This window comes from Streptomyces sp. NBC_01089, from assembly GCF_045162975.1.
GTDB lineage: Bacteria > Actinomycetota > Actinomycetes > Streptomycetales > Streptomycetaceae > Streptomyces.
This window is the reverse complement of record NZ_CP108660.1, coordinates 3,592,501-3,609,903: the sequence shown is the minus strand read 5'-3', so window position 1 is coordinate 3,609,903 and position 17,403 is coordinate 3,592,501. Positions and strand designations below refer to the sequence as shown.

Here is a 17,403-nt window from a genome sequence, read left to right as displayed (position 1 = left end):
TCTCAGTTCCGGGTACCCGGCCCCGCGAACCAGGCCGCCACGCTGATGTCACTCGCCCTGGCCGTCTCCACCAGCGACCGTACGGGCCGGGTCAGCCCCTCGACGACGAGCAGCCCGATCAGCGCGCCGAGGAGCAGCCCGACGATCACGTCGTGCGGGTAGTGCACACCGACGAACACCCGCGAGAAGGCCATCAGTACCGCGACCGGCACGGTCAGCCACACCAGCCGCACCATGGCGAGGGACAGACCGACCGCCGCGGCCGCCGCGATGATCGAGTGGTTGCTGGGGAAGGACCAGTCGCCCGGCGCCGGACAGTCGATCAGCGGTTTCATCGCCCCGGCGACGGCCCGGCACGGACGCTCCTCGTGGATCACCGACTTGAGCACCTCGCTGAAGACGTACGCGATGGCCGTCCCCAGCGGCGCGATCAGCGCCAGCGCCATCGCCTGCGCGGACGCCGTACGTGCCCGCCACCACACGAGGACGAACAGCACCGCGAACAGCAGCAGTCCGGCCTCGGTCCACAGCTCCATGAGCTGCTGCACCCAGGAGGGCGTGGAGTGGGCGAATTCGAGGATGTTTCGGTAGAGCTCGGAAGAACTGTCCATGGTGACGGACAGTATGAATCATCCCGGAGCGGTGACCACGAGCGATCTTCCCCGCCCCCGGTGGGCCGCGACCGGGGTACGGGGTGTGGTCTGCGGAATGATGATCCGTAAAAGTTGTACGGACGGCGGCGGGTGGGGCCTGAGTTGGGTCTGATCTCTCGTACAGTTTGCGCCGTGGGATCTATGCGCAATCCGGTCGGGCCGCTTCCCTCCTCCATCTACTGGCGACGGAGGGCAGTAGCGGCGACTCTGGTTGCGCTGCTCGCCCTTCTCGTCGTGTGGATGGTCACTTCGGGCGGTGGTGGAAAGCACGGCAGTTCGGGCGCGAAGGGGGCCAACCCCGCGCCCTCCATCACCCCGGGCCCTTCCGGATCGGGCCCCGCGATCAGTGGGGCGCCGGGCGGGACCGGTGGTTCGGGTGACTCCGGCGGGTCGGGTGCGGCCTCCGGCTCGGACGCGGGTGCAGGCTCGGGCTCGGGCGGATCCGACGGCGCGGGCTCCGGCGGTACGGATTCGGGCGGCGGCGACGGTGCCAACGGCACGGGCGGAAGCGGCGGTTCGGGCGGCGGTGGTACGGCCGTGAGCGGCGGCCAGCGGGTCCCGGCGGGCTCCAGCCTCCCCGACTGCACTGCGGGAGCGGTCCAGTTGACGCTGCACAACCCCAAGAACAGCTATCCCCCCGGGGAGAAGCTCACATTCGACCTGATCGCCAAGAACACCTCGGGGACGGCCTGCAAGGTCGACTTCGGCCCCAAGGCGACTGTGTTCACGATCACATCGACCACGGACGACGAGGTCGTCTGGTCGTCCAAGGACTGCCCCAAGGACGGCGCGTCCCTGCTCATCCAGGTCCCGGCCAACAGCACGGTCAAGCACACGGTGGAGTGGGACCGCAAGAAGTCCGCCCCGAAGTGCACGAAGCCGGGCCCGAAGACGGCGGGCCCCGGCACCTACCTGGTCGAGGCGAAGGCCCCCGGGATGCCCCTCAAGCAGACATCAGTGGTCCTGTCGAAGGACTGACAGAGCGACATAAAGACTCTCGGCGGGCACCCTCAAGGCTCGCCGGGCAATCGAGCCCCTCCTGGGGGCACCTCCCCGCGTCAGCTGGGGGAGATCGATGAGCGGGGTCCGGGGCGGAGCCCCGAAAGCCCCCGCCCCGCACCCCCAGGCCACCGCCTAGACGTACCGCTCCAGAATCGAGGACTCGGCAAGCCGCGAGAGCCCCTCCCGGACGCTCCGCGCCCGGGCCTCCCCGACCCCGTCCACGGTCTGTAGATCGTCCACGCTGGCAGCGAGCAGCTTCTGCAGCCCGCCGAAGTGCTCGACCAGCCGCTCGATGATCGCGCCGGGCAGCCTCGGCACCTTGGCCAGCAGCCGGTACCCGCGCGGCGACACCGCCGAGTCGAGCGTCTCCGGAGAGCCGCTGTACCCCAGCGCCCGTGCCACCACGGGCAGTTCGAGCAGCTCCGTGTGGCTCAGCGTGTTCAGGTCGACCAGCGCCTCGGAGACCGTACGTGAACGCTTCGCCGTCGGCTCCGGGACGTAATCCCTGACCACCAGCTCCCGTTCCGGCTCGACCCCCGCGATCAGCTCGTCCAGCTGGAGCGAGAGCAGCCGGCCGTCGGTGCCCAGCTCCACCACGTACTCGGCGATCTCGGTGGCGATCCGGCGGACCATTTCGAGGCGCTGCGCGACCGCCGTCACGTCCCGGACCGTCACCAGGTCCTCGATCTCCAGCGCGGAGAGCGTGCCCGCGACCTCGTCCAGACGGAGCTTGTACCGCTCCAGCGTGGCCAGCGCCTGGTTGGCGCGGGACAGGATCGCCGCCGACTCCTCCAGGACCCGGCGCTCCCCGTCCACGTACAGCGCGATCAGATGCATCGACTGCGATACGGAGACGACGGGGAAGCCGCACTGCTTGGAAACCCGGTCGGCCGTGCGGTGGCGGGTGCCGGTCTCCTCGGTGGGGATCGACGCGTCCGGGACGAGCTGGACGCCGGCCCGGAGGATCTTGGTCAGATCCTTGTCGAGGATCAGCGCGCCGTCGAGCTTGCACAGCTCCCGCAGACGGGTCGCGGCGAACTCCACGTCCATGACGAAACCGCCGGTGCACATCGCTTCGACGCTCTTGTCCATCCCCAGGACGATCAGGCCGCCGGTGTTCCCGCGGAGGATGCGCTCCAGGCCGTCGCGCAGCGCGGTACCGGGCGCGACAGCGCTCAGCGTGGCACGCATCAGCGCTTCATTGCCGGACGAGCTCCCGCCGGATCTCCCGGGTGCTGCTCGGTCATTGGCTGCCACTGCACTCCTCCGGCTCGTACGGACAGGCGAGACCAGGGCAAAGTCTACCGGCGCACTCACTCGTCCTGAGGCGCGCGGGCCCTTGAACGGCGCGGAAGGGCTCGCAGCGCGTCTCCCATGTCCGCCACTTCGATGACCTTCATGCCCGCGGGGACCTTCCCCGGATCGGTCGGTACGAGGGCGTGGGTGAAGCCGAGACGGTGGGCCTCGGCGAGTCTGCGCTGGACGCCGGTGACCCTTCTGACCTCGCCCGCGAGCCCTACTTCGCCGATCGCCACCAGGTTCTTCGGGAGCGGGACGTCTCCGGCCGCGGAGGCCAGGGCCAGCGCGACGGCCAGGTCGGCGGCCGGTTCGCTGAGCTTCACGCCGCCGACCGTCGCCGTGTAGATGTCGCGCTTGCCGAGCGCGCTGATCCTGCCGCGCTGTTCGAGGACGGCGAGCATCATCGAGACCCGGGAGGTCTCCAGACCGGACGTGGTGCGCCGGGGCGAGGGGATCTGCGAGTCGACCGTGAGCGCCTGGACCTCGGTGACCAGGGGGCGCTTGCCCTCCAGGGTGACCGTCAGACAGGTCCCCGGCACCGGTTCGTCACGGCGCGTCAGGAAGAGCCCGCTCGGGTCGGCGAGGCCGGTGATGCCCTCGTCGTGCAGCTCGAAGCAGCCGACCTCGTCGGTCGCCCCGTACCGGTTCTTGACGCCGCGGACCAGCCGCAGCCGGGCGTGCCGGTCGCCCTCGAAGGACAGCACGACGTCCACCAGGTGCTCAAGGAGCCGGGGCCCCGCGATCGCGCCGTCCTTCGTGACGTGCCCGACGAGCAGCGTGGACATCCCGCGCTCCTTGGACGCGCGGATCAGGGCGCCCGCCACCTCGCGCACCTGGGCCATGCCGCCGGGCGCGCCGTCCAGCTCGGGTGAGGCCACCGTCTGTACGGAGTCCAGGACCAGCAGGGACGGCTTCACCGCGTCGAGGTGGCCGAGCACCGCCGCGAGGTCCGTCTCGGCGGCCAGATAGAGGTGGTCGTTGATCGCGTGGATCCGGTCGGCGCGCAGCCTGACCTGGCTCGCCGACTCCTCGGCCGTCACATAGAGCGTGCGGTGGTCGGAGCCGGCCGCCTTCGCCGCGACATCGAGCAGCAGGGTGGACTTGCCGACGCCCGGCTCGCCCGCGAGCAGCACCACGGCGCCCGGCACCAGACCGCCGCCGAGCACCCGGTCCAGCTCGGCGACCCCGGTCGAACGCGCCGTCGCCGTACGGCTGTCGACCTGGCCGATGGGGACCGCGGCGCTGCTGACAGGACCGGCGGCCGTCGTCCGCACGGCGGGCCCGCCGCCCTGCTCCTCGACCGTCCCCCACGTCTGGCACTCGGGGCAGCGGCCCAGCCACTTGGCCGTCGTGTACCCGCATTCGGTGCAGCGGTAGGACGGCCGTTCTCTGGTCTTCGCACGGGTGGCCATGGCGCCACCGTAACCGGCCGCACCGACAGCGGGCCCCGCGGCTGCGGCGGCGGGCGGACAGCAGGGTGACCAGCAAACGGAATGCGATATTCCTGTCCCCTTTTGAGCGATACGTTCACCCGTAAGGATTAAATGCCCTCAAGAGGTGCTAGGAGGCGGCTATTACCGGCCTACCGTCGGCCGGGTGACGAGCAGCAGACTGGAGAACCCCACGCACACCACCGGCGCACACCGGGCGCACCGGCGCGCACCCCACCCGTCGGAACAGCGCCCGCCGGTCCGTTACGAGGCATATCTGGACGGCATTTTCACCTACTGCCTCTCCGTACTCTGCGACCACACGGCGGCCACCGCCGTCCTCGGTGAGGTGCTCGCCGTCGCGGAACGCCAGTTCAGCCGCTGTCCATCGGGCGAACAGAGCCGCCGCGCCTGGCTGTACGCCCTCGCGCGCTGGGCCTGTCTGCGCAAACTCGCCGAGCAGAAGCGGCTGCGGCCCGGCGCGCACACCGGGCGTACGCCGGAGCCCGCGCCTCAGTCCGCGCCCGAGCCCCCCGAGGCGGCCGAGACCGCCGAGCGCAGGCGCCGCGATCTGGCCACCCTCGCCTGGCCCGAGGCCGCCGGCACCACCCCCGAGCAGCGCGAGGCGCTGGAGCTCGCGGTACGCCACCGGCTCGGCCCGCGCGAAGTCGCCGCCGTACTCGGCCTGGAGCACGCCGCGGCCCGCGAACTGCTGGCCGCCGGAGCCTGTGAGGTCGAGCGGACCCGCGCGGCCCTCGCCGTCGTCGAGACCGGCAACTGCCCGAGCGTCGCCCGGCTCACCGGCGACCACCGGGTCCTGCTCTCCACGGCGCTCCGCCGCGAGCTGGTACGGCACGTGGACGACTGCCCGCGCTGCCGCCGGGTCGCCGAGCGGGCCGGAGCGGCGGGCCCCTGGCCCGGCTCCACCGTCACACCGCCCACCCCGGCGGCCCTGCCGCTCGTCGTGGCGGAACGATCCGCCGCGTACGCGGCGATGCTGCACGCCCCCCGCGGCCACGCCCCGCGCTTCGGCCGTACCGGCTTCCCGCTGGACCCCAAGGACCGTGCGGCCCGCCGTGACCGGCTGCGTTCGCGCGCGGTGACGACCACCGTCGTCGCGACCGTCGTAGCCGCTCCGGTACTGGCCCTGTGGGTGGCGTACCGGCACGCGCCGTCCACCGGTGAGGGGCACGGCGGTTCGGTGACGACGAGCGAGGCGGACGGCCCGAGCGACAACGGCGCGAGCCCGTACGACCACTACGAGAACGCGGGCAACGCCCGTTCCCAGCACACCCCGTTCGCCGACGACAGCAGCTCGCCCGACGTGTCCGTCGAGGTCGTCAGCCCGGACGCGGGGAACGGGAAGGCGGGCGGCGGTTCGGTGGCCCCCGGCGGCCTCACCGTCACGGCCCGCGCGTCCGGCGGCCGTACGTCGATCACCCTGACCAACGGCGGCGACCGGCCGCTCTCCTGGTCGGCCGCCAGGAGCGCGCCGTGGCTCTATCTGAGCAGCGCGTCGGGCGTCCTGTCGCCGGGCAGCTCGACCACGATCCAGGTGTACGTGGACCACCGCGGCGAACCGGCCGGCGCCTGGTCGGCCCGGATCGCCATCGACCCGTCGGGCGCGGTCGTCTCGATGCACGGGTACGGCCGGGGCGGCGGAAGCCAGGGGCCCGGCCACGGGCACGGGCACGGCCACGGCCATCACGGCCACGGCAGCCCGACCCCGTCGAACGGCCCGACGACGGGACCCGCGCCCTCGGGCAGCCCGACGCCCACCCCGACGCAGTCGGACCCGACACCCAGCCCCACCCCGACCGTCTCGGACCCCCCGACGACACCGACCCCGTCGGCCCCGGACACACCCTCACCGTCGTAACGGCCCAACGGCCCAGGAGCCAGGGGATACAGAAAGGGGATACAGAAAGGGGATACAGAGAGGGGGATGCAGAACCAGCAGTCCTACCGCGGGTCGGCCGGATGCGGGGCCATCGGCAGCAGCGCGGCGACCCGCTCCTCGCACAGCTCCACCAGCCGCTCGTACGCCGGAGCGCCCATCAGCTCGATCAGCTCCGGCCGGTACGTCACATAGACCGGATCGCCCGCGCCGTGCGCGGACGTCGCCGACGTGCACCACCAGTGCAGATCGTGACCGCCTGGACCCCAGCCGCGCCGGTCGTACTCACCGATCGAGATCTGGAGCACCCGCGACTCGTCGGGCCGCTCGATCCAGTCGTACGTCCGGCGGACCGGCAGCTGCCAGCAGACGTCCGGCTTCGTCTCCAGCGGCTCCTTGCCCTCACGCAGCGCCAGGATGTGCAGCGAGCACCCCGCACCACCCGCGAACCCGGGCCGGTTCTGGAAGATGCAGGAACCCTTCCAGCGGCGGGTCTGGCGCTCCCCGTCCTCGTCGAGCTGGACCCATCCCGAGTCCGTACCGACGTCGTGGAACTGCCAGAGGTCCGGCGTCAGCCGTTCCACATGACCGGCCACCCGCTGCTCGTCCTCCTCGTCCGAGAAGTGCGCGCCCAGCGTGCAGCAGCCGTCGTCGGCGCGGCCCGCCTCGATCCCCTGGCAGCCGCTGCCGAAAATGCAGGTCCACCGTGAGGTGAGCCAGGTCAGGTCGCAGCGGAAGATCTGTTCGTCGTCGGCGGGATCAGGGAACTCCACCCAGGCCCGGGCGAAATCCAGACCCTGCTCGTCACTGGCCCGCTCGGCACTCTTCGGCTTCGGCTGCCCGGCAGTTTTGCCCGGCTTCGCCTTTTTCGTCTTCGGCACGTCTCCAGCGTACGGGGACACCACCCCCCTCAGCCCGAACGGCCACCCGCTTGCACCCGCCCAGTAGCGTTCCGCCCATGAGACTCGGAGTCCTCGACGTCGGTTCGAACACAGTTCACCTGCTGGTGGTCGACGCCCACCCCGGCGCCCGCCCGCTGCCCGCGCACTCGCACAAGGCGGGCCTGCGCCTGGCCGAACTCCTCGACGCCGAGGGCGCGATCGGCCCCGACGGCATCGACCGGCTGGTCACCACCGTCAACGAAGCCCTCCAGGCCGCCGAGGACAAGGGCGCCGAGAGCGTCCTGTCGTTCGCCACATCCGCCGTCCGCGAGGCGACCAACGCCGACCACGTCCTCACCCGCGTCCGCGCCGAGACCGGCATCGACCTCCAGGTCCTCACCGGCGCCGACGAGGCCCGGCTCACCTTCCTCGCCGCGCGCCGCTGGTTCGGCTGGTCCGCGGGCCGGCTGCTGCTGCTCGACATCGGCGGCGGCTCCCTGGAGATCGCGTACGGCATCGACGAGGACCCCGACGCGGCCGTGTCGCTGCCGCTCGGCGCCGGCCGGCTGACGAGCGCCTGGCTGCCGGGCGATCCGCCCGACCCGCAGGACGTCAGGGCGCTGCGCCGCCATGTCCGGGCGGAGATCGCCAGGACCGTGGGGGAGTTCACCCGCTTCGGCAGACCGGACCGGGTGGTCGCGACCTCCAAGACCTTCAAGCAGCTGTCCCGTATCGCGGGCGCCGCCCGCTCGGCCGACGGCCCGTACGTGCCCCGCGGACTGAGCCGTAAGTCACTGGAGGACTGGGTCCCCAGGCTCGCGGCGATGACCTCGGCCGAGCGCGCCCAGCTGCCCGGGGTCTCCGCCGACCGCGCCGGGCAGCTCCTCGCGGGAGCGCTGGTCGCGGAGGGAGCGATGGATCTGCTCGGCGTCGACGAGCTGGAGGTCTGTCCTTGGGCGCTGCGCGAGGGCGTCATCCTGCGCCGCCTCGACCACCTGCCTGTCAGGTAGGGCTCCCGGGCACCTGCCTGTCGGGTGGGGCTCCCGGGCACCTGCCTGTCGGGTGGGGCTCCCGGGCACCTGCCTGTCGGTCAGGGCTCCCGGCCAGGACGCGGCGGTGCGGCCGGTCCGGCCTGGGTCCGGTCCGGCCTGGGTCCGGTCGGGCCCCGATCCGGCAGGAGACAGCCGGGCCGCGGCCCGTACGCTGTCTCCCGTGGCAGATCCAGTGGTGCGCATCCCGGATGCGAAGGTCGCGCTGTCCACGGCGTCCGTATATCCGGAGTCGACGGCGACGGCCTTCGAGATCGCCGCACGCCTCGGCTACGACGGCGTCGAGGTCATGGTGTGGACCGACCCCGTCAGCCAGGACATCGAAGCGCTGCGCAGACTCTCCGACCACCACCGCATGCCGGTACTCGCCGTCCACGCGCCGTGTCTGCTGATCACCCAGCGGGTCTGGTCCACCGACCCCTGGACCAAGCTTCAGCGCGCCAGGTCGGCCGCCGAGCGGCTCGGCGCGTCCACCGTCGTCGTGCACCCGCCCTTCCGCTGGCAGCGCACGTACGCCCGTGACTTCGTCGAGGGGATCTGGCGGATGGCGGACGAGACCGATGTCCGCTTCGCCGTCGAGAACATGTACCCGTGGCGCTACCGGGACCGCGAGATGCTCGCGTACGCCCCCGACTGGGACGTCACCCACGACGACTACCGCCACTTCACCGCCGACCTCTCGCACACCGCGACCGCCCGCACCGACGCGATGGCGATGATCGGCCGGATGGGCCCCCGGCTGGCCCATGTGCACCTCGCGGACGGCCGCGGCTCAGGCAAGGACGAGCACCTGGTGCCCGGCCGCGGCACCCAGCCCTGTGCGGAGCTGCTCGAAGGGCTCGCGGGCAGCGGTTTCGACGGCCATGTCGTCATCGAGGTCAACACCCGTCGCGCGATGTCCACCGCGGAACGCGAGGCCGACCTGGCGGAGGCTCTCGCCTTCACCCGCCTCCATCTGGCCACCAGGGCCCGCCACAGCTGACCGGGCGCGCCGCCTTCCCCGGGGCTCTCCGGTATCCGGGTATCCCGTAATCCGGACGCCGAGTCCGGATCTTGGAGGGCAGGCGTACGCTCGACGGCAGTCACATCTGCCTAAGGAGCGAGCCACGATGCCCGAGCTGAGGTCCCGCACAGTCACCCACGGCCGCAACATGGCGGGCGCCCGTGCCCTCATGCGAGCCTCGGGGGTAGCGAGCGCGGACATCGGCAAGCCGATCATCGCGGTCGCCAACTCCTTCACCGAGTTCGTGCCCGGCCACACCCACCTGCAGCCGGTCGGCCGGATCGTCTCCGAGGCGATCAAGGCGGCGGGCGCGGTGCCGCGTGAGTTCAACACGATCGCGGTGGACGACGGTATCGCGATGGGTCATGGCGGGATGCTGTACAGCCTGCCCTCGCGTGATCTGATCGCGGACAGTGTCGAGTACATGGTCGAGGCGCACTGCGCGGACGCGCTGATCTGTATCTCCAACTGCGACAAGATCACTCCGGGCATGCTGAACGCGGCGATGCGTCTGAACATCCCCACGGTCTTCGTCTCCGGTGGTCCGATGGAGGCGGGGAAGGCGACGCTGGTCGACGGCACGGTCCGCAAGCTGGACCTGATCAACGCGATCAGTGACGCGGTCAACGAGGATGTCTCGGACGAGGACATCCTGCGGATCGAGGAGAACGCCTGCCCGACGTGCGGCAGCTGTTCGGGCATGTTCACGGCCAACTCGATGAACTGTCTGACCGAGGCCCTGGGGCTGGCGCTGCCGGGCAACGGTTCGGTGCTGGCCACGCACACCGCCCGCAAGGCGCTGTACGAGAACGCCGGCCGCACCGTCGTGGAGATCACCAAGCGCTACTACGAGCAGGACGACGAGACGGTTCTGCCGCGCGCGATCGGGACGCGTGCCGCGTTCGACAACGCGATGGCGCTGGACATCTCGATGGGCGGCTCGACCAACACGATCCTGCATCTGCTGGCCGCCGCGCAGGAGGCCGAACTGCCTTACGGGCTGGCCGAGATGGACGAGGTCTCGCGCCGCGTCCCGTGCCTGTCGAAGGTCGCGCCGAACGTCGCGCCGGGCGGCACGTACTACATGGAGGACGTGCACCGTGCCGGTGGTATCCCGGCGATCCTGGGTGAGCTGTACCGGGGCGGCATGCTCAACGAGGACGTGCACTCGGTCCACTCGCCGTCGCTGGCCGACTGGCTGAAGACCTGGGACGTGCGGGGCGGCTCCCCGTCGGCCGAGGCGGTCGAGCTGTGGCACGCGGCGCCGGGCTGTGTCCGCTCCGCCGAGGCGTTCTCGCAGTCCGAGCGGTGGGACTCCCTGGACACGGACGCGGCGGGCGGCTGCATCCGCGACGCCGAGCACGCGTACTCCAAGGACGGCGGTCTGGCGGTCCTCAAGGGCAACCTGGCGGTGGACGGCTGTGTCGTGAAGACGGCCGGTGTCGATGAGTCGATCTGGACCTTCGAGGGTCCGGCCGTGGTCTGCGAGTCGCAGGAAGAGGCCGTCGACAAGATCCTCCGCAAGGAGATCACCGCGGGCGATGTCGTCGTCATCCGCTACGAGGGTCCCAAGGGCGGCCCCGGTATGCAGGAGATGCTCTACCCGACGTCGTTCCTCAAGGGGCGCGGTCTGGGCAAGGTCTGCGCGCTGGTCACCGACGGCCGTTTCTCCGGGGGTACGTCGGGGCTGTCGATCGGGCATGCCTCGCCGGAGGCGGCCGCGGGCGGCACGATCGCGCTCGTCGAGGACGGCGACCGTATCCGTATCGCCATCCCGGACCGTTCCATCGAGCTGCTGGTCTCCGACGAGGAGCTGGCAACACGCCGGGCCGCGCTGAACGGTGTGTACGCGCCGAAGAACCGGGACCGCAAGGTCTCGCAGGCGCTGAAGGCATATGCGGCCATGGCGACCAGCGCCGACCGCGGCGCCGTCAGGGACGTCTCGAAGCTCGGCTGACCCACCGGGGGCGCCTCACCGCGCCCACGCGTCACCACGCCTCACCCGCCTCACCACCCGTCGGACCTGCCCGGGCACTCCCCTTTTCGTCACTGTGAGTGTCCGGGCGGGTGCGTTACGCTGCCCCCTTCCCTGCCATGGTCACAATTGGGGGCACCATGCGTCAGTTCATCCACCGGCCGGCCGTCATCGCGGCAGCCGCCGCGGTCCTCGCGGCGATCGGCATCATCCCGGCGACCGCCGCACCCGCCACGACCGCACCCGCCACGACGGCCGCCTCTGCACCCGCGGCAGCCACCGCAGCGGCCACCGTGCGGGCCGCCACACCGGCGAGTATCTGCGGATCCGGCTACCGGGAGATCGATTCCCACACCTTCACCAACGGGCGGGTCGAATTCGCCCGCGTCCACCTCCTCTACAACGCGAGAACCGGATACAACTGCGTCGTCACCGACCACAGCCGCGCCACCGCGGGCATGTCCCTGACCACCGGGGCCTGGATCGACGTCCAGGGCGACGGCAAGGGCCAGGCCAGGAACCAGGGCGGTTTCTCCTCGTACGCAGGCCCGGTGCGGCTCAAGGCCACCCACTCCTGCGTGAAATGGGGCGGCATGATCGAGGCCGGCGTCGGCACGTACACGTACACCAGCCCGTGGTCCCACTGCGGCTGACAGCCACAACTCGCCCACCTGCTGAAATCCGCCCGCTGAACCCCGGCGGCCGTCCGCCGCCCGGCAGCGGGGGATAATCGGCCCCGTGAGCGACAAGGGCGACAAGGGCGAGAACGGCGAGAACAGCCGCACCGGCGACACCGGCCGCACCGGCGACGGCACCGCGAAGACCGCCGTCCCGGGCAGCCGGAGCGACAGGCCCGGCCAGGACCGCACGCCCGGCGGGCCGCAGCCCGAGACCATCCGTTTCTTCGGTACGACCTGGGTCGGCCACGGCAACGGATACGGGGTGCGGCGCGCCGCGGTCGCGGCCGGCGCCCTGATCGCGACGGTCGCCGCGTGCTTCGTGATGCGGCTCGCCTACCAGGGCGTGCGGACCGCCGACATCGGCAGCTTCGCCTCAGCGCTCTTCATCGTCGTCTTCGCCGTCTGCAGCGCCGTCGCCTTCGCCCGCACCTGGGACGGCTTCCGCCGCCGCCCCGCCGACCCGGCCCGCGAGGAATCCCTGCGCAGCCTGAAGGCCATCGGCTTCATCGGCTCGCTCCTGGCGTACTTCATCCGCTCCCTCACCGAGGCACCCGGCGAACAGCTGCGCCGTACCGAGTACGAGGCGGCGGCCGCGGCATACGAGAAGCGCCGGGGCGCCCGCGCCGGCAACCCGGCGGCCCGCAGAAAGCCGAAGTCCAAGTCCAAGCGCGGCTGAGCCACGCCGTACGCACCAGGACTGCCCGGGCCGCCCCCGCCCGTTCCTGCCTCTGTTCCCGGCGGCCGCGCACCACGAAGATGTCAGACATGACGGAACTCGCACTGTCCTCGGACCCGGTCGCCGCCCAGTACGCCGCAGCACGCCCCGGATACCCGCCCGCGCTCTTCGACGCCGTCGAAGCGATGGCGCACCGCTCACTCAAGGGCGCCCAGGTGGTCGACGTAGGCGCGGGCACCGGCATCGCCACCGGACTGCTGCGGGACCGCGGCGCCGACGTCGTGGCGGTCGAACCCGGCCCCGGCATGGCCGCACAGCTGCGCTCCGGCCTGCCGGACGTACCGCTGGTGCAGGGCGTGGGCGACGCGCTCCCGCTCGCCTCGGGCTGCGCCGACTTCGTGACGTACGCGCAGGCGTGGCACTGGACGGAACCGACCCGCTCCGTCCCCGAAGCCCTGCGGGTCCTCAAACCGCGCGGGGTGCTGGCCCTCTGGTGGAACGTCCCGGACCCGTCCGTCCGCTGGGCCGCCGACCAGGAGGCCCGGCTGAAGAGACGGCTCCCCGAGTACTACCGCTACGGGGCGGCCCCCAAGGCACCCGTGATCATCAAGACCCTGTACGACGGCCTGACCCCGGCCTTCCGCCGCCTGCAGTGGTCACGCGAGGTGGACATCGACACGCACATCGCCCAGCTGGGCAGCCGTTCGTACGTGGCAGCGGCGCCCGAGAGAAAGGCGGCCCCGGCACTGGCGGACGAGCGCGCGGAACTGCTGCGGATCTTCCCGGAGGGCAGAGTGCGCGAGGAGTACGTCATCAACCTCACGGCAGTACGGAAGCCGGCCGACTGACAGCGCTCACGGGTTTCACCCCCGCCGCCCTCCGTACCTCCCGACCAGCCCCACCACGCCACCGACGACAACCCCGCGCCACACCGCGTCCCCCGAACTGCTGAAAAAGCTCTCCGATCCCAGCAGCTGGCGCACCACAAGGTCACAGACAGCCATCAACGCGGCGGGCACGGCCGCGACCCGCCAGGGGTGCGCGGCCGACCACCGCCCGATCCGCCGGTCGGCCCCCGCCCCCTGCCGCCCGCCGAGCGCGGCCCCCGCCCCGCCCACGATGAAGAACAGGGACAGCGCGACCGAGACCGCGGTGGTCACGGTGTGCGCCCCCATCCCCTCGGCAAGCGCCGCGATCCCCAGCGAGACCGCACCGCCCATCGCACCCACCGCGGCGGCGGACCGCCACGGCCCGAGCGTCGCGGCGGCGACGGCCAGGCTCCGCTGCTCGGACCTGGACATCTCGGGCCCGGACTTTCCAAGGTTCTGCGTCATGCCTCAACGGTCCGCCGCCCAGCTCCCGAAGGCCATGGGGGATGCCCCTGACGCACCCCGGAAGTGCGGTCGAAAACCCTGAGACGTGGGCAGAATCGCCGTATGACAACCACCTCACGAGCCCACTCCTTCAACGCGGCCGCAGCCGCCTACGCGGCGAACCGCCCGTCCTATCCGCCCGCCCTCTTCGACGCCGTGGAAGAACTCGCGGGCCGCCCGCTGAGCGGCGCCCGGGTCGCGGACATAGGCGCGGGCACCGGTATAGCCACGGCGCTCCTGCACGAGCGCGGCGCCCGGATCGTCGCGGTCGAGCCGGGCGACGGGATGACAGAACAGTTCCGCCGCACCCTGCCCGGCGTACCGATCGTGCGAGGCGACGGGAACAACCTCCCGCTCGCCGACGCGTCGGCGGACTTCATCACGTACGCCCAGGCATGGCACTGGACCGACCCGGCACGCTCGGCACCCGAGGCGATGCGCGTCCTGCGCCCCGGCGGCGCGCTCGCCCTCTGGTGGAACGTCGCGGACCGCGGAGTGGAATGGGTGGCCGACCAGACGACCAGGATCCAGCGCTTCTTCGGCGACTTCGACATCGTGCTCGGCGCCCACGGCACAGCGGAGCGGACGCGCGAGACGGGCGGCCTGGACTTCGCGGACCGCAGGGTCCCCTGGACCCGCGAGGTCTCCATCGACACCCACCTGGCCAATCTGGCCAGCCACTCGGTCTTCCTGGTGGCGGGGGAGCAGTCAACAAGAGAATTCCTGGACCGCGAGCGTCCCGCGCTGATGGAGATCTTCCCGGAGGGCGTGATCAGGGAGGCGTACGTGGTGGACCTGTGCGTAACAACCCGCTGAGTCGGCGGCCCCGCGTGCCCGTCCGGGGCACGGCTGCATACGCAGCCCCTCGAATACCCAGCCCCTCCGGCGACGGCTGAATACCCAGCCCCTCCGGCGTTTGAGGAGCGGGGGCCGGGGCGGAGCCCCGGTTACGGGAAGGGGCGGGGAGGGGAACAAGCCCGCCGCAGGCGCACCCACCCGCACCGACCCACGTACGGCGCCCCCACACCCCACCCCCCGTACCACCGCTCGGACACCCACCCACCCCCACACGCCCCGATGCAAGGATGACCCCGTCAGACGCACAGACGCACAGACGCACAGACGCACAGACGCACAGTCCCCGACCGGCGAGGTGAACAGAGCCATGGCCCAGACAGTCGCAGTCCTAGGCACAGGCAAGATCGGCGAAGCCCTCCTGAGCGGAATGCTCCGCGCAGGCTGGCCCCCCGCCAACCTCCTCGTCACCACCCGCCGCCCCGACCGCGCAGAAGAACTCCGCACCCGCTACGGCGTGGAGCCGGTCACCAACCAGGAAGCGGCCGAGCGCGCCGACATCCTCATCCTCACGGTGAAGCCGCAGGACATGGGCAAGCTCCTCGACGAACTCAGCCCGCACGTCCCCGCGGACCGCCTCGTCATCAGCGGCGCCGCCGGCATTCCCACCTCCTTCTTCGAGGAGCGCCTCGCACCGGGCACCCCGGTGGTCAGGGTCATGACGAACACCCCGGCCCTGGTGGACGAGGCCATGTCCGTCATCTCGCCCGGCAGCCACGCGACGGAAGCGCACCTGGCCCACGCCGACGAGATCTTCGGCGGGGTGGGCAAGACCCTCCGCGTCCCGGAGACCCAGCAGGACGCGGCCACCGCACTCTCCGGCTCCGGCCCGGCGTACTTCTACTTCCTGGTCGAGGCCATGACCGACGCCGGCATCCTGCTCGGCATCCCGCGCGCCCAGGCGCACGACCTGATCGTGCAGGCGGCCATCGGCGCAGCGGTGATGCTCAGGGACAGCGGCGAGCACCCGGTAAAACTGCGCGAGGCGGTCACCAGCCCCGCGGGCACCACGATCAACGCGATCCGCGAGCTGGAGAGCCACGGAGTACGGGCCGCCCTCATCGCCGCCCTGGAGGCAGCCCGCGACCGCAGCCGAGAACTGGCCTCGGGCAACGGCTGACCGACGGGCCAAAGGCGGGGCAACACCAAGAACGGCCCCAAGGCGGCCGCCCCAAGCCCCGGCCCGGCCGCCCAAAGTCCCAAAGGCCCGAGGCCCGAGGCCCAAGCCCCGGACCGCCACCGCCCCAAGCCACAAAGCCCCGGACCGGCAGCCGCCCCAAGGCCCGCCCACCACCCCCTACGGCTCCAGCAGCCCCACGGCCCGGTACGCCGCATCGACCGTGGGCCGGGCCATCGCCCGAGCCCGCTCGGCGCCCCGCCTGAGGACCCCCTCCAGATACCCGGGATCGGCGACCAGCGCCGTATGCCGCTCCTGGACCGGCCGCAGCAGCTCCACCACCGCGTCGGCCGCGTCCTTCTTCAGCGCCCCGTACGACGTGTACGTCCCGGCGAGCACCCCGGGCTCCTGCCCCGTGCAGGCCCCGAGCACCTCCAGCAGATTGGCGACCCCGGGGCTCGCGGCCCGGTCGAAGACGACCTCCTGCCCGCTGTCGGTCACGGCCCGCATGACCTTCTTGTGGATCACGGCCGGTTCGTCCAGCAGATAGACGATCCCCGCACCGGACGCGTGCGACTTCCCCATCTTCGACGTGGGGTCCTGAAGGTCCATGACCCGCGCGGCCACGGCCGGCTCCGTCGCCTTGGGCACCACGAACGTGTGCCCGTACCGCTGGTTGAACCGCACGGCCAGATCCCGGGTCAGCTCGACATGCTGGGTCTGGTCCTCGCCGACCGGGACCTCGTCGGTCGAGTACGCCAGGATGTCCGCGGCCATCAGCGCCGGATAGGTGAGAAGAGAGAGCCGCACACTGTCCCCGGCCGCCTTCGCCCGGGCGCTCTTCTCCTTGTACTGGATCATGCGCCGCATCTCGCCGTCCGTGGCGGTGCACTCCATGAGATACGAGAGCCGGGCGTGCTCGTCGACATGGCTCTGCACGAATACGGTGCACTGCTCGGGGTCGAGCCCGGCCGCCAGCAGCAGCGTCGCCGCCTGCCGACTCAGTCTCCGTACCCGCGCGGGGTCGTGTTCCATGGTCAGCGCGTGCAGATCCACCACACAGAACAGGGCCTCGGCCCGGTACTGGTCGTCCTCGGCCCAGCGCCGCACCGCACCCAGGTAGTTCCCGAGCGTCAGGTGCCCGGTGGGCTTGATCCCGCTGAAGATCCGCGTCATTTCTCTCCACCTCTCGACAGGGCCGCCGTCACCGACAGCCGGCTCCTGGAGGGAGAAACACGAACGGCCGCCGGAGAGGCGGCCGTTGAACGCATACGCAGATGCAGGCCGCCGTCAGGCGGCCCGCCACCGGAGGGTGTACGCACGCGTCATCATGGGCTCCACTGTAGCCCCGAGCCCGCCGGTTGCGGCGGAGCCGACCCCGACTTGACACGGGGTTGACAGCTCCGTAATGTTCTCCGAGCTGTCCGACGTGAGCCCCGGCCCCGGCCGGTCCCCGGACAGCCAATCCGCATCAACTATTCGAACGACCGACGACTCGTCGTGCCATTCGCAT

At 71.5% G+C, this 17,403-nt stretch carries 16 protein-coding genes; 10 read left to right on the top strand and 6 right to left on the bottom strand.

The window, feature by feature from the left end; all coding sequences use genetic code 11:
* Positions 1-2: 2 nt before the first annotated feature.
* On the bottom strand, positions 3-611 hold the full coding sequence (locus OG510_RS15980; protein ID WP_406137534.1) for a phosphatase PAP2 family protein: 609 nt from the start codon (positions 609-611) through the stop codon (positions 3-5).
* Positions 612-794: 183 nt separating this feature from the next.
* On the opposite strand from OG510_RS15980, the gene OG510_RS15975 reads away from it, so the two are divergent.
* Positions 795-1,631 (top strand): hypothetical protein, encoded by an 837-nt coding sequence (locus OG510_RS15975; RefSeq protein WP_406142416.1) that lies wholly within the window; start codon positions 795-797, stop codon positions 1,629-1,631.
* 156 nt (positions 1,632-1,787) lie between these two features.
* On the opposite strand, the gene disA is transcribed toward OG510_RS15975, so the two are convergent.
* Both disA and radA read right to left on the bottom strand, forming a co-directional pair.
* Complete coding sequence (disA, locus tag OG510_RS15970) at positions 1,788-2,912, bottom strand: DNA integrity scanning diadenylate cyclase DisA (RefSeq protein WP_164264090.1); 1,125 nt, start codon at positions 2,910-2,912, stop codon at positions 1,788-1,790.
* A 56-nt stretch (positions 2,913-2,968) separates the two neighbouring features.
* The gene (radA, locus tag OG510_RS15965; protein ID WP_406137532.1) at positions 2,969-4,366 is read right to left on the bottom strand and encodes a DNA repair protein RadA; all 1,398 of its coding nucleotides are present in this window, start codon (positions 4,364-4,366) and stop codon (positions 2,969-2,971) included.
* Between the two features lie 184 nt (positions 4,367-4,550).
* Between radA and OG510_RS15960 the strand changes: the two genes are divergently transcribed.
* Positions 4,551-6,263 (top strand): BACON domain-containing protein, encoded by a 1,713-nt coding sequence (locus OG510_RS15960; protein ID WP_406137531.1) that lies wholly within the window; start codon positions 4,551-4,553, stop codon positions 6,261-6,263.
* Positions 6,264-6,346: 83 nt separating this feature from the next.
* Here the strand turns inward: OG510_RS15960 and OG510_RS15955 are convergent, their stop codons facing one another.
* Positions 6,347-7,162 carry a hypothetical protein gene (locus OG510_RS15955; protein WP_406137529.1) on the bottom strand — a complete coding sequence of 272 codons (816 nt, stop codon included), beginning with the start codon at positions 7,160-7,162 and terminating at the stop codon, positions 6,347-6,349.
* 77 nt (positions 7,163-7,239) lie between these two features.
* Here OG510_RS15955 and OG510_RS15950 point away from each other — a divergent pair, with 77 nt between their 5' ends.
* The 6 genes from OG510_RS15950 to OG510_RS15925 all read left to right on the top strand — a co-directional run bounded on the left by OG510_RS15950 (position 7,240) and on the right by OG510_RS15925 (position 13,393).
* The gene (locus tag OG510_RS15950; RefSeq protein WP_406137528.1) at positions 7,240-8,172 is read left to right on the top strand and encodes a Ppx/GppA family phosphatase; all 933 of its coding nucleotides are present in this window, start codon (positions 7,240-7,242) and stop codon (positions 8,170-8,172) included.
* 202 nt (positions 8,173-8,374) lie between these two features.
* The gene (locus tag OG510_RS15945) at positions 8,375-9,193 is read left to right on the top strand and encodes a sugar phosphate isomerase/epimerase family protein (RefSeq protein ID WP_406137526.1); all 819 of its coding nucleotides are present in this window, start codon (positions 8,375-8,377) and stop codon (positions 9,191-9,193) included.
* Between the two features lie 127 nt (positions 9,194-9,320).
* Positions 9,321-11,171, top strand: coding sequence for a dihydroxy-acid dehydratase (gene ilvD, locus OG510_RS15940; RefSeq protein WP_406137525.1), 1,851 nt, complete (start codon positions 9,321-9,323; stop codon positions 11,169-11,171).
* 158 nt (positions 11,172-11,329) lie between these two features.
* Positions 11,330-11,842, top strand: coding sequence for a hypothetical protein (locus tag OG510_RS15935; protein ID WP_406137523.1), 513 nt, complete (start codon positions 11,330-11,332; stop codon positions 11,840-11,842).
* Positions 11,843-11,927: 85 nt separating this feature from the next.
* Positions 11,928-12,545: a hypothetical protein gene (locus OG510_RS15930; RefSeq protein ID WP_406137522.1), complete on the top strand. Its 618-nt coding sequence runs from the start codon at positions 11,928-11,930 to the stop codon at positions 12,543-12,545.
* Between the two features lie 89 nt (positions 12,546-12,634).
* Positions 12,635-13,393: a class I SAM-dependent methyltransferase gene (locus OG510_RS15925; RefSeq protein WP_406137521.1), complete on the top strand. Its 759-nt coding sequence runs from the start codon at positions 12,635-12,637 to the stop codon at positions 13,391-13,393.
* Between the two features lie 15 nt (positions 13,394-13,408).
* Here the strand turns inward: OG510_RS15925 and OG510_RS15920 are convergent, their stop codons facing one another.
* Positions 13,409-13,879, bottom strand: coding sequence for a hypothetical protein (locus OG510_RS15920; RefSeq protein WP_406137519.1), 471 nt, complete (start codon positions 13,877-13,879; stop codon positions 13,409-13,411).
* A gap of 102 nt (positions 13,880-13,981) precedes the next feature.
* Between OG510_RS15920 and OG510_RS15915 the strand changes: the two genes are divergently transcribed.
* Together OG510_RS15915 and proC are read left to right on the top strand one after the other, a co-directional pair.
* A complete protein-coding gene (locus OG510_RS15915) occupies positions 13,982-14,734 on the top strand; it encodes a class I SAM-dependent methyltransferase (RefSeq protein ID WP_406137517.1) in 753 nt (250 codons plus the stop codon).
* A gap of 349 nt (positions 14,735-15,083) precedes the next feature.
* Entirely contained in the window at positions 15,084-15,893 is an 810-nt protein-coding gene (proC, locus tag OG510_RS15910; protein WP_406137515.1) for a pyrroline-5-carboxylate reductase, read from the top strand.
* Positions 15,894-16,070: 177 nt separating this feature from the next.
* Here the strand turns inward: proC and trpS are convergent, their stop codons facing one another.
* The gene (trpS, locus tag OG510_RS15905; protein ID WP_406137513.1) at positions 16,071-17,066 is read right to left on the bottom strand and encodes a tryptophan--tRNA ligase; all 996 of its coding nucleotides are present in this window, start codon (positions 17,064-17,066) and stop codon (positions 16,071-16,073) included.
* Positions 17,067-17,403 lie beyond the last annotated feature (337 nt).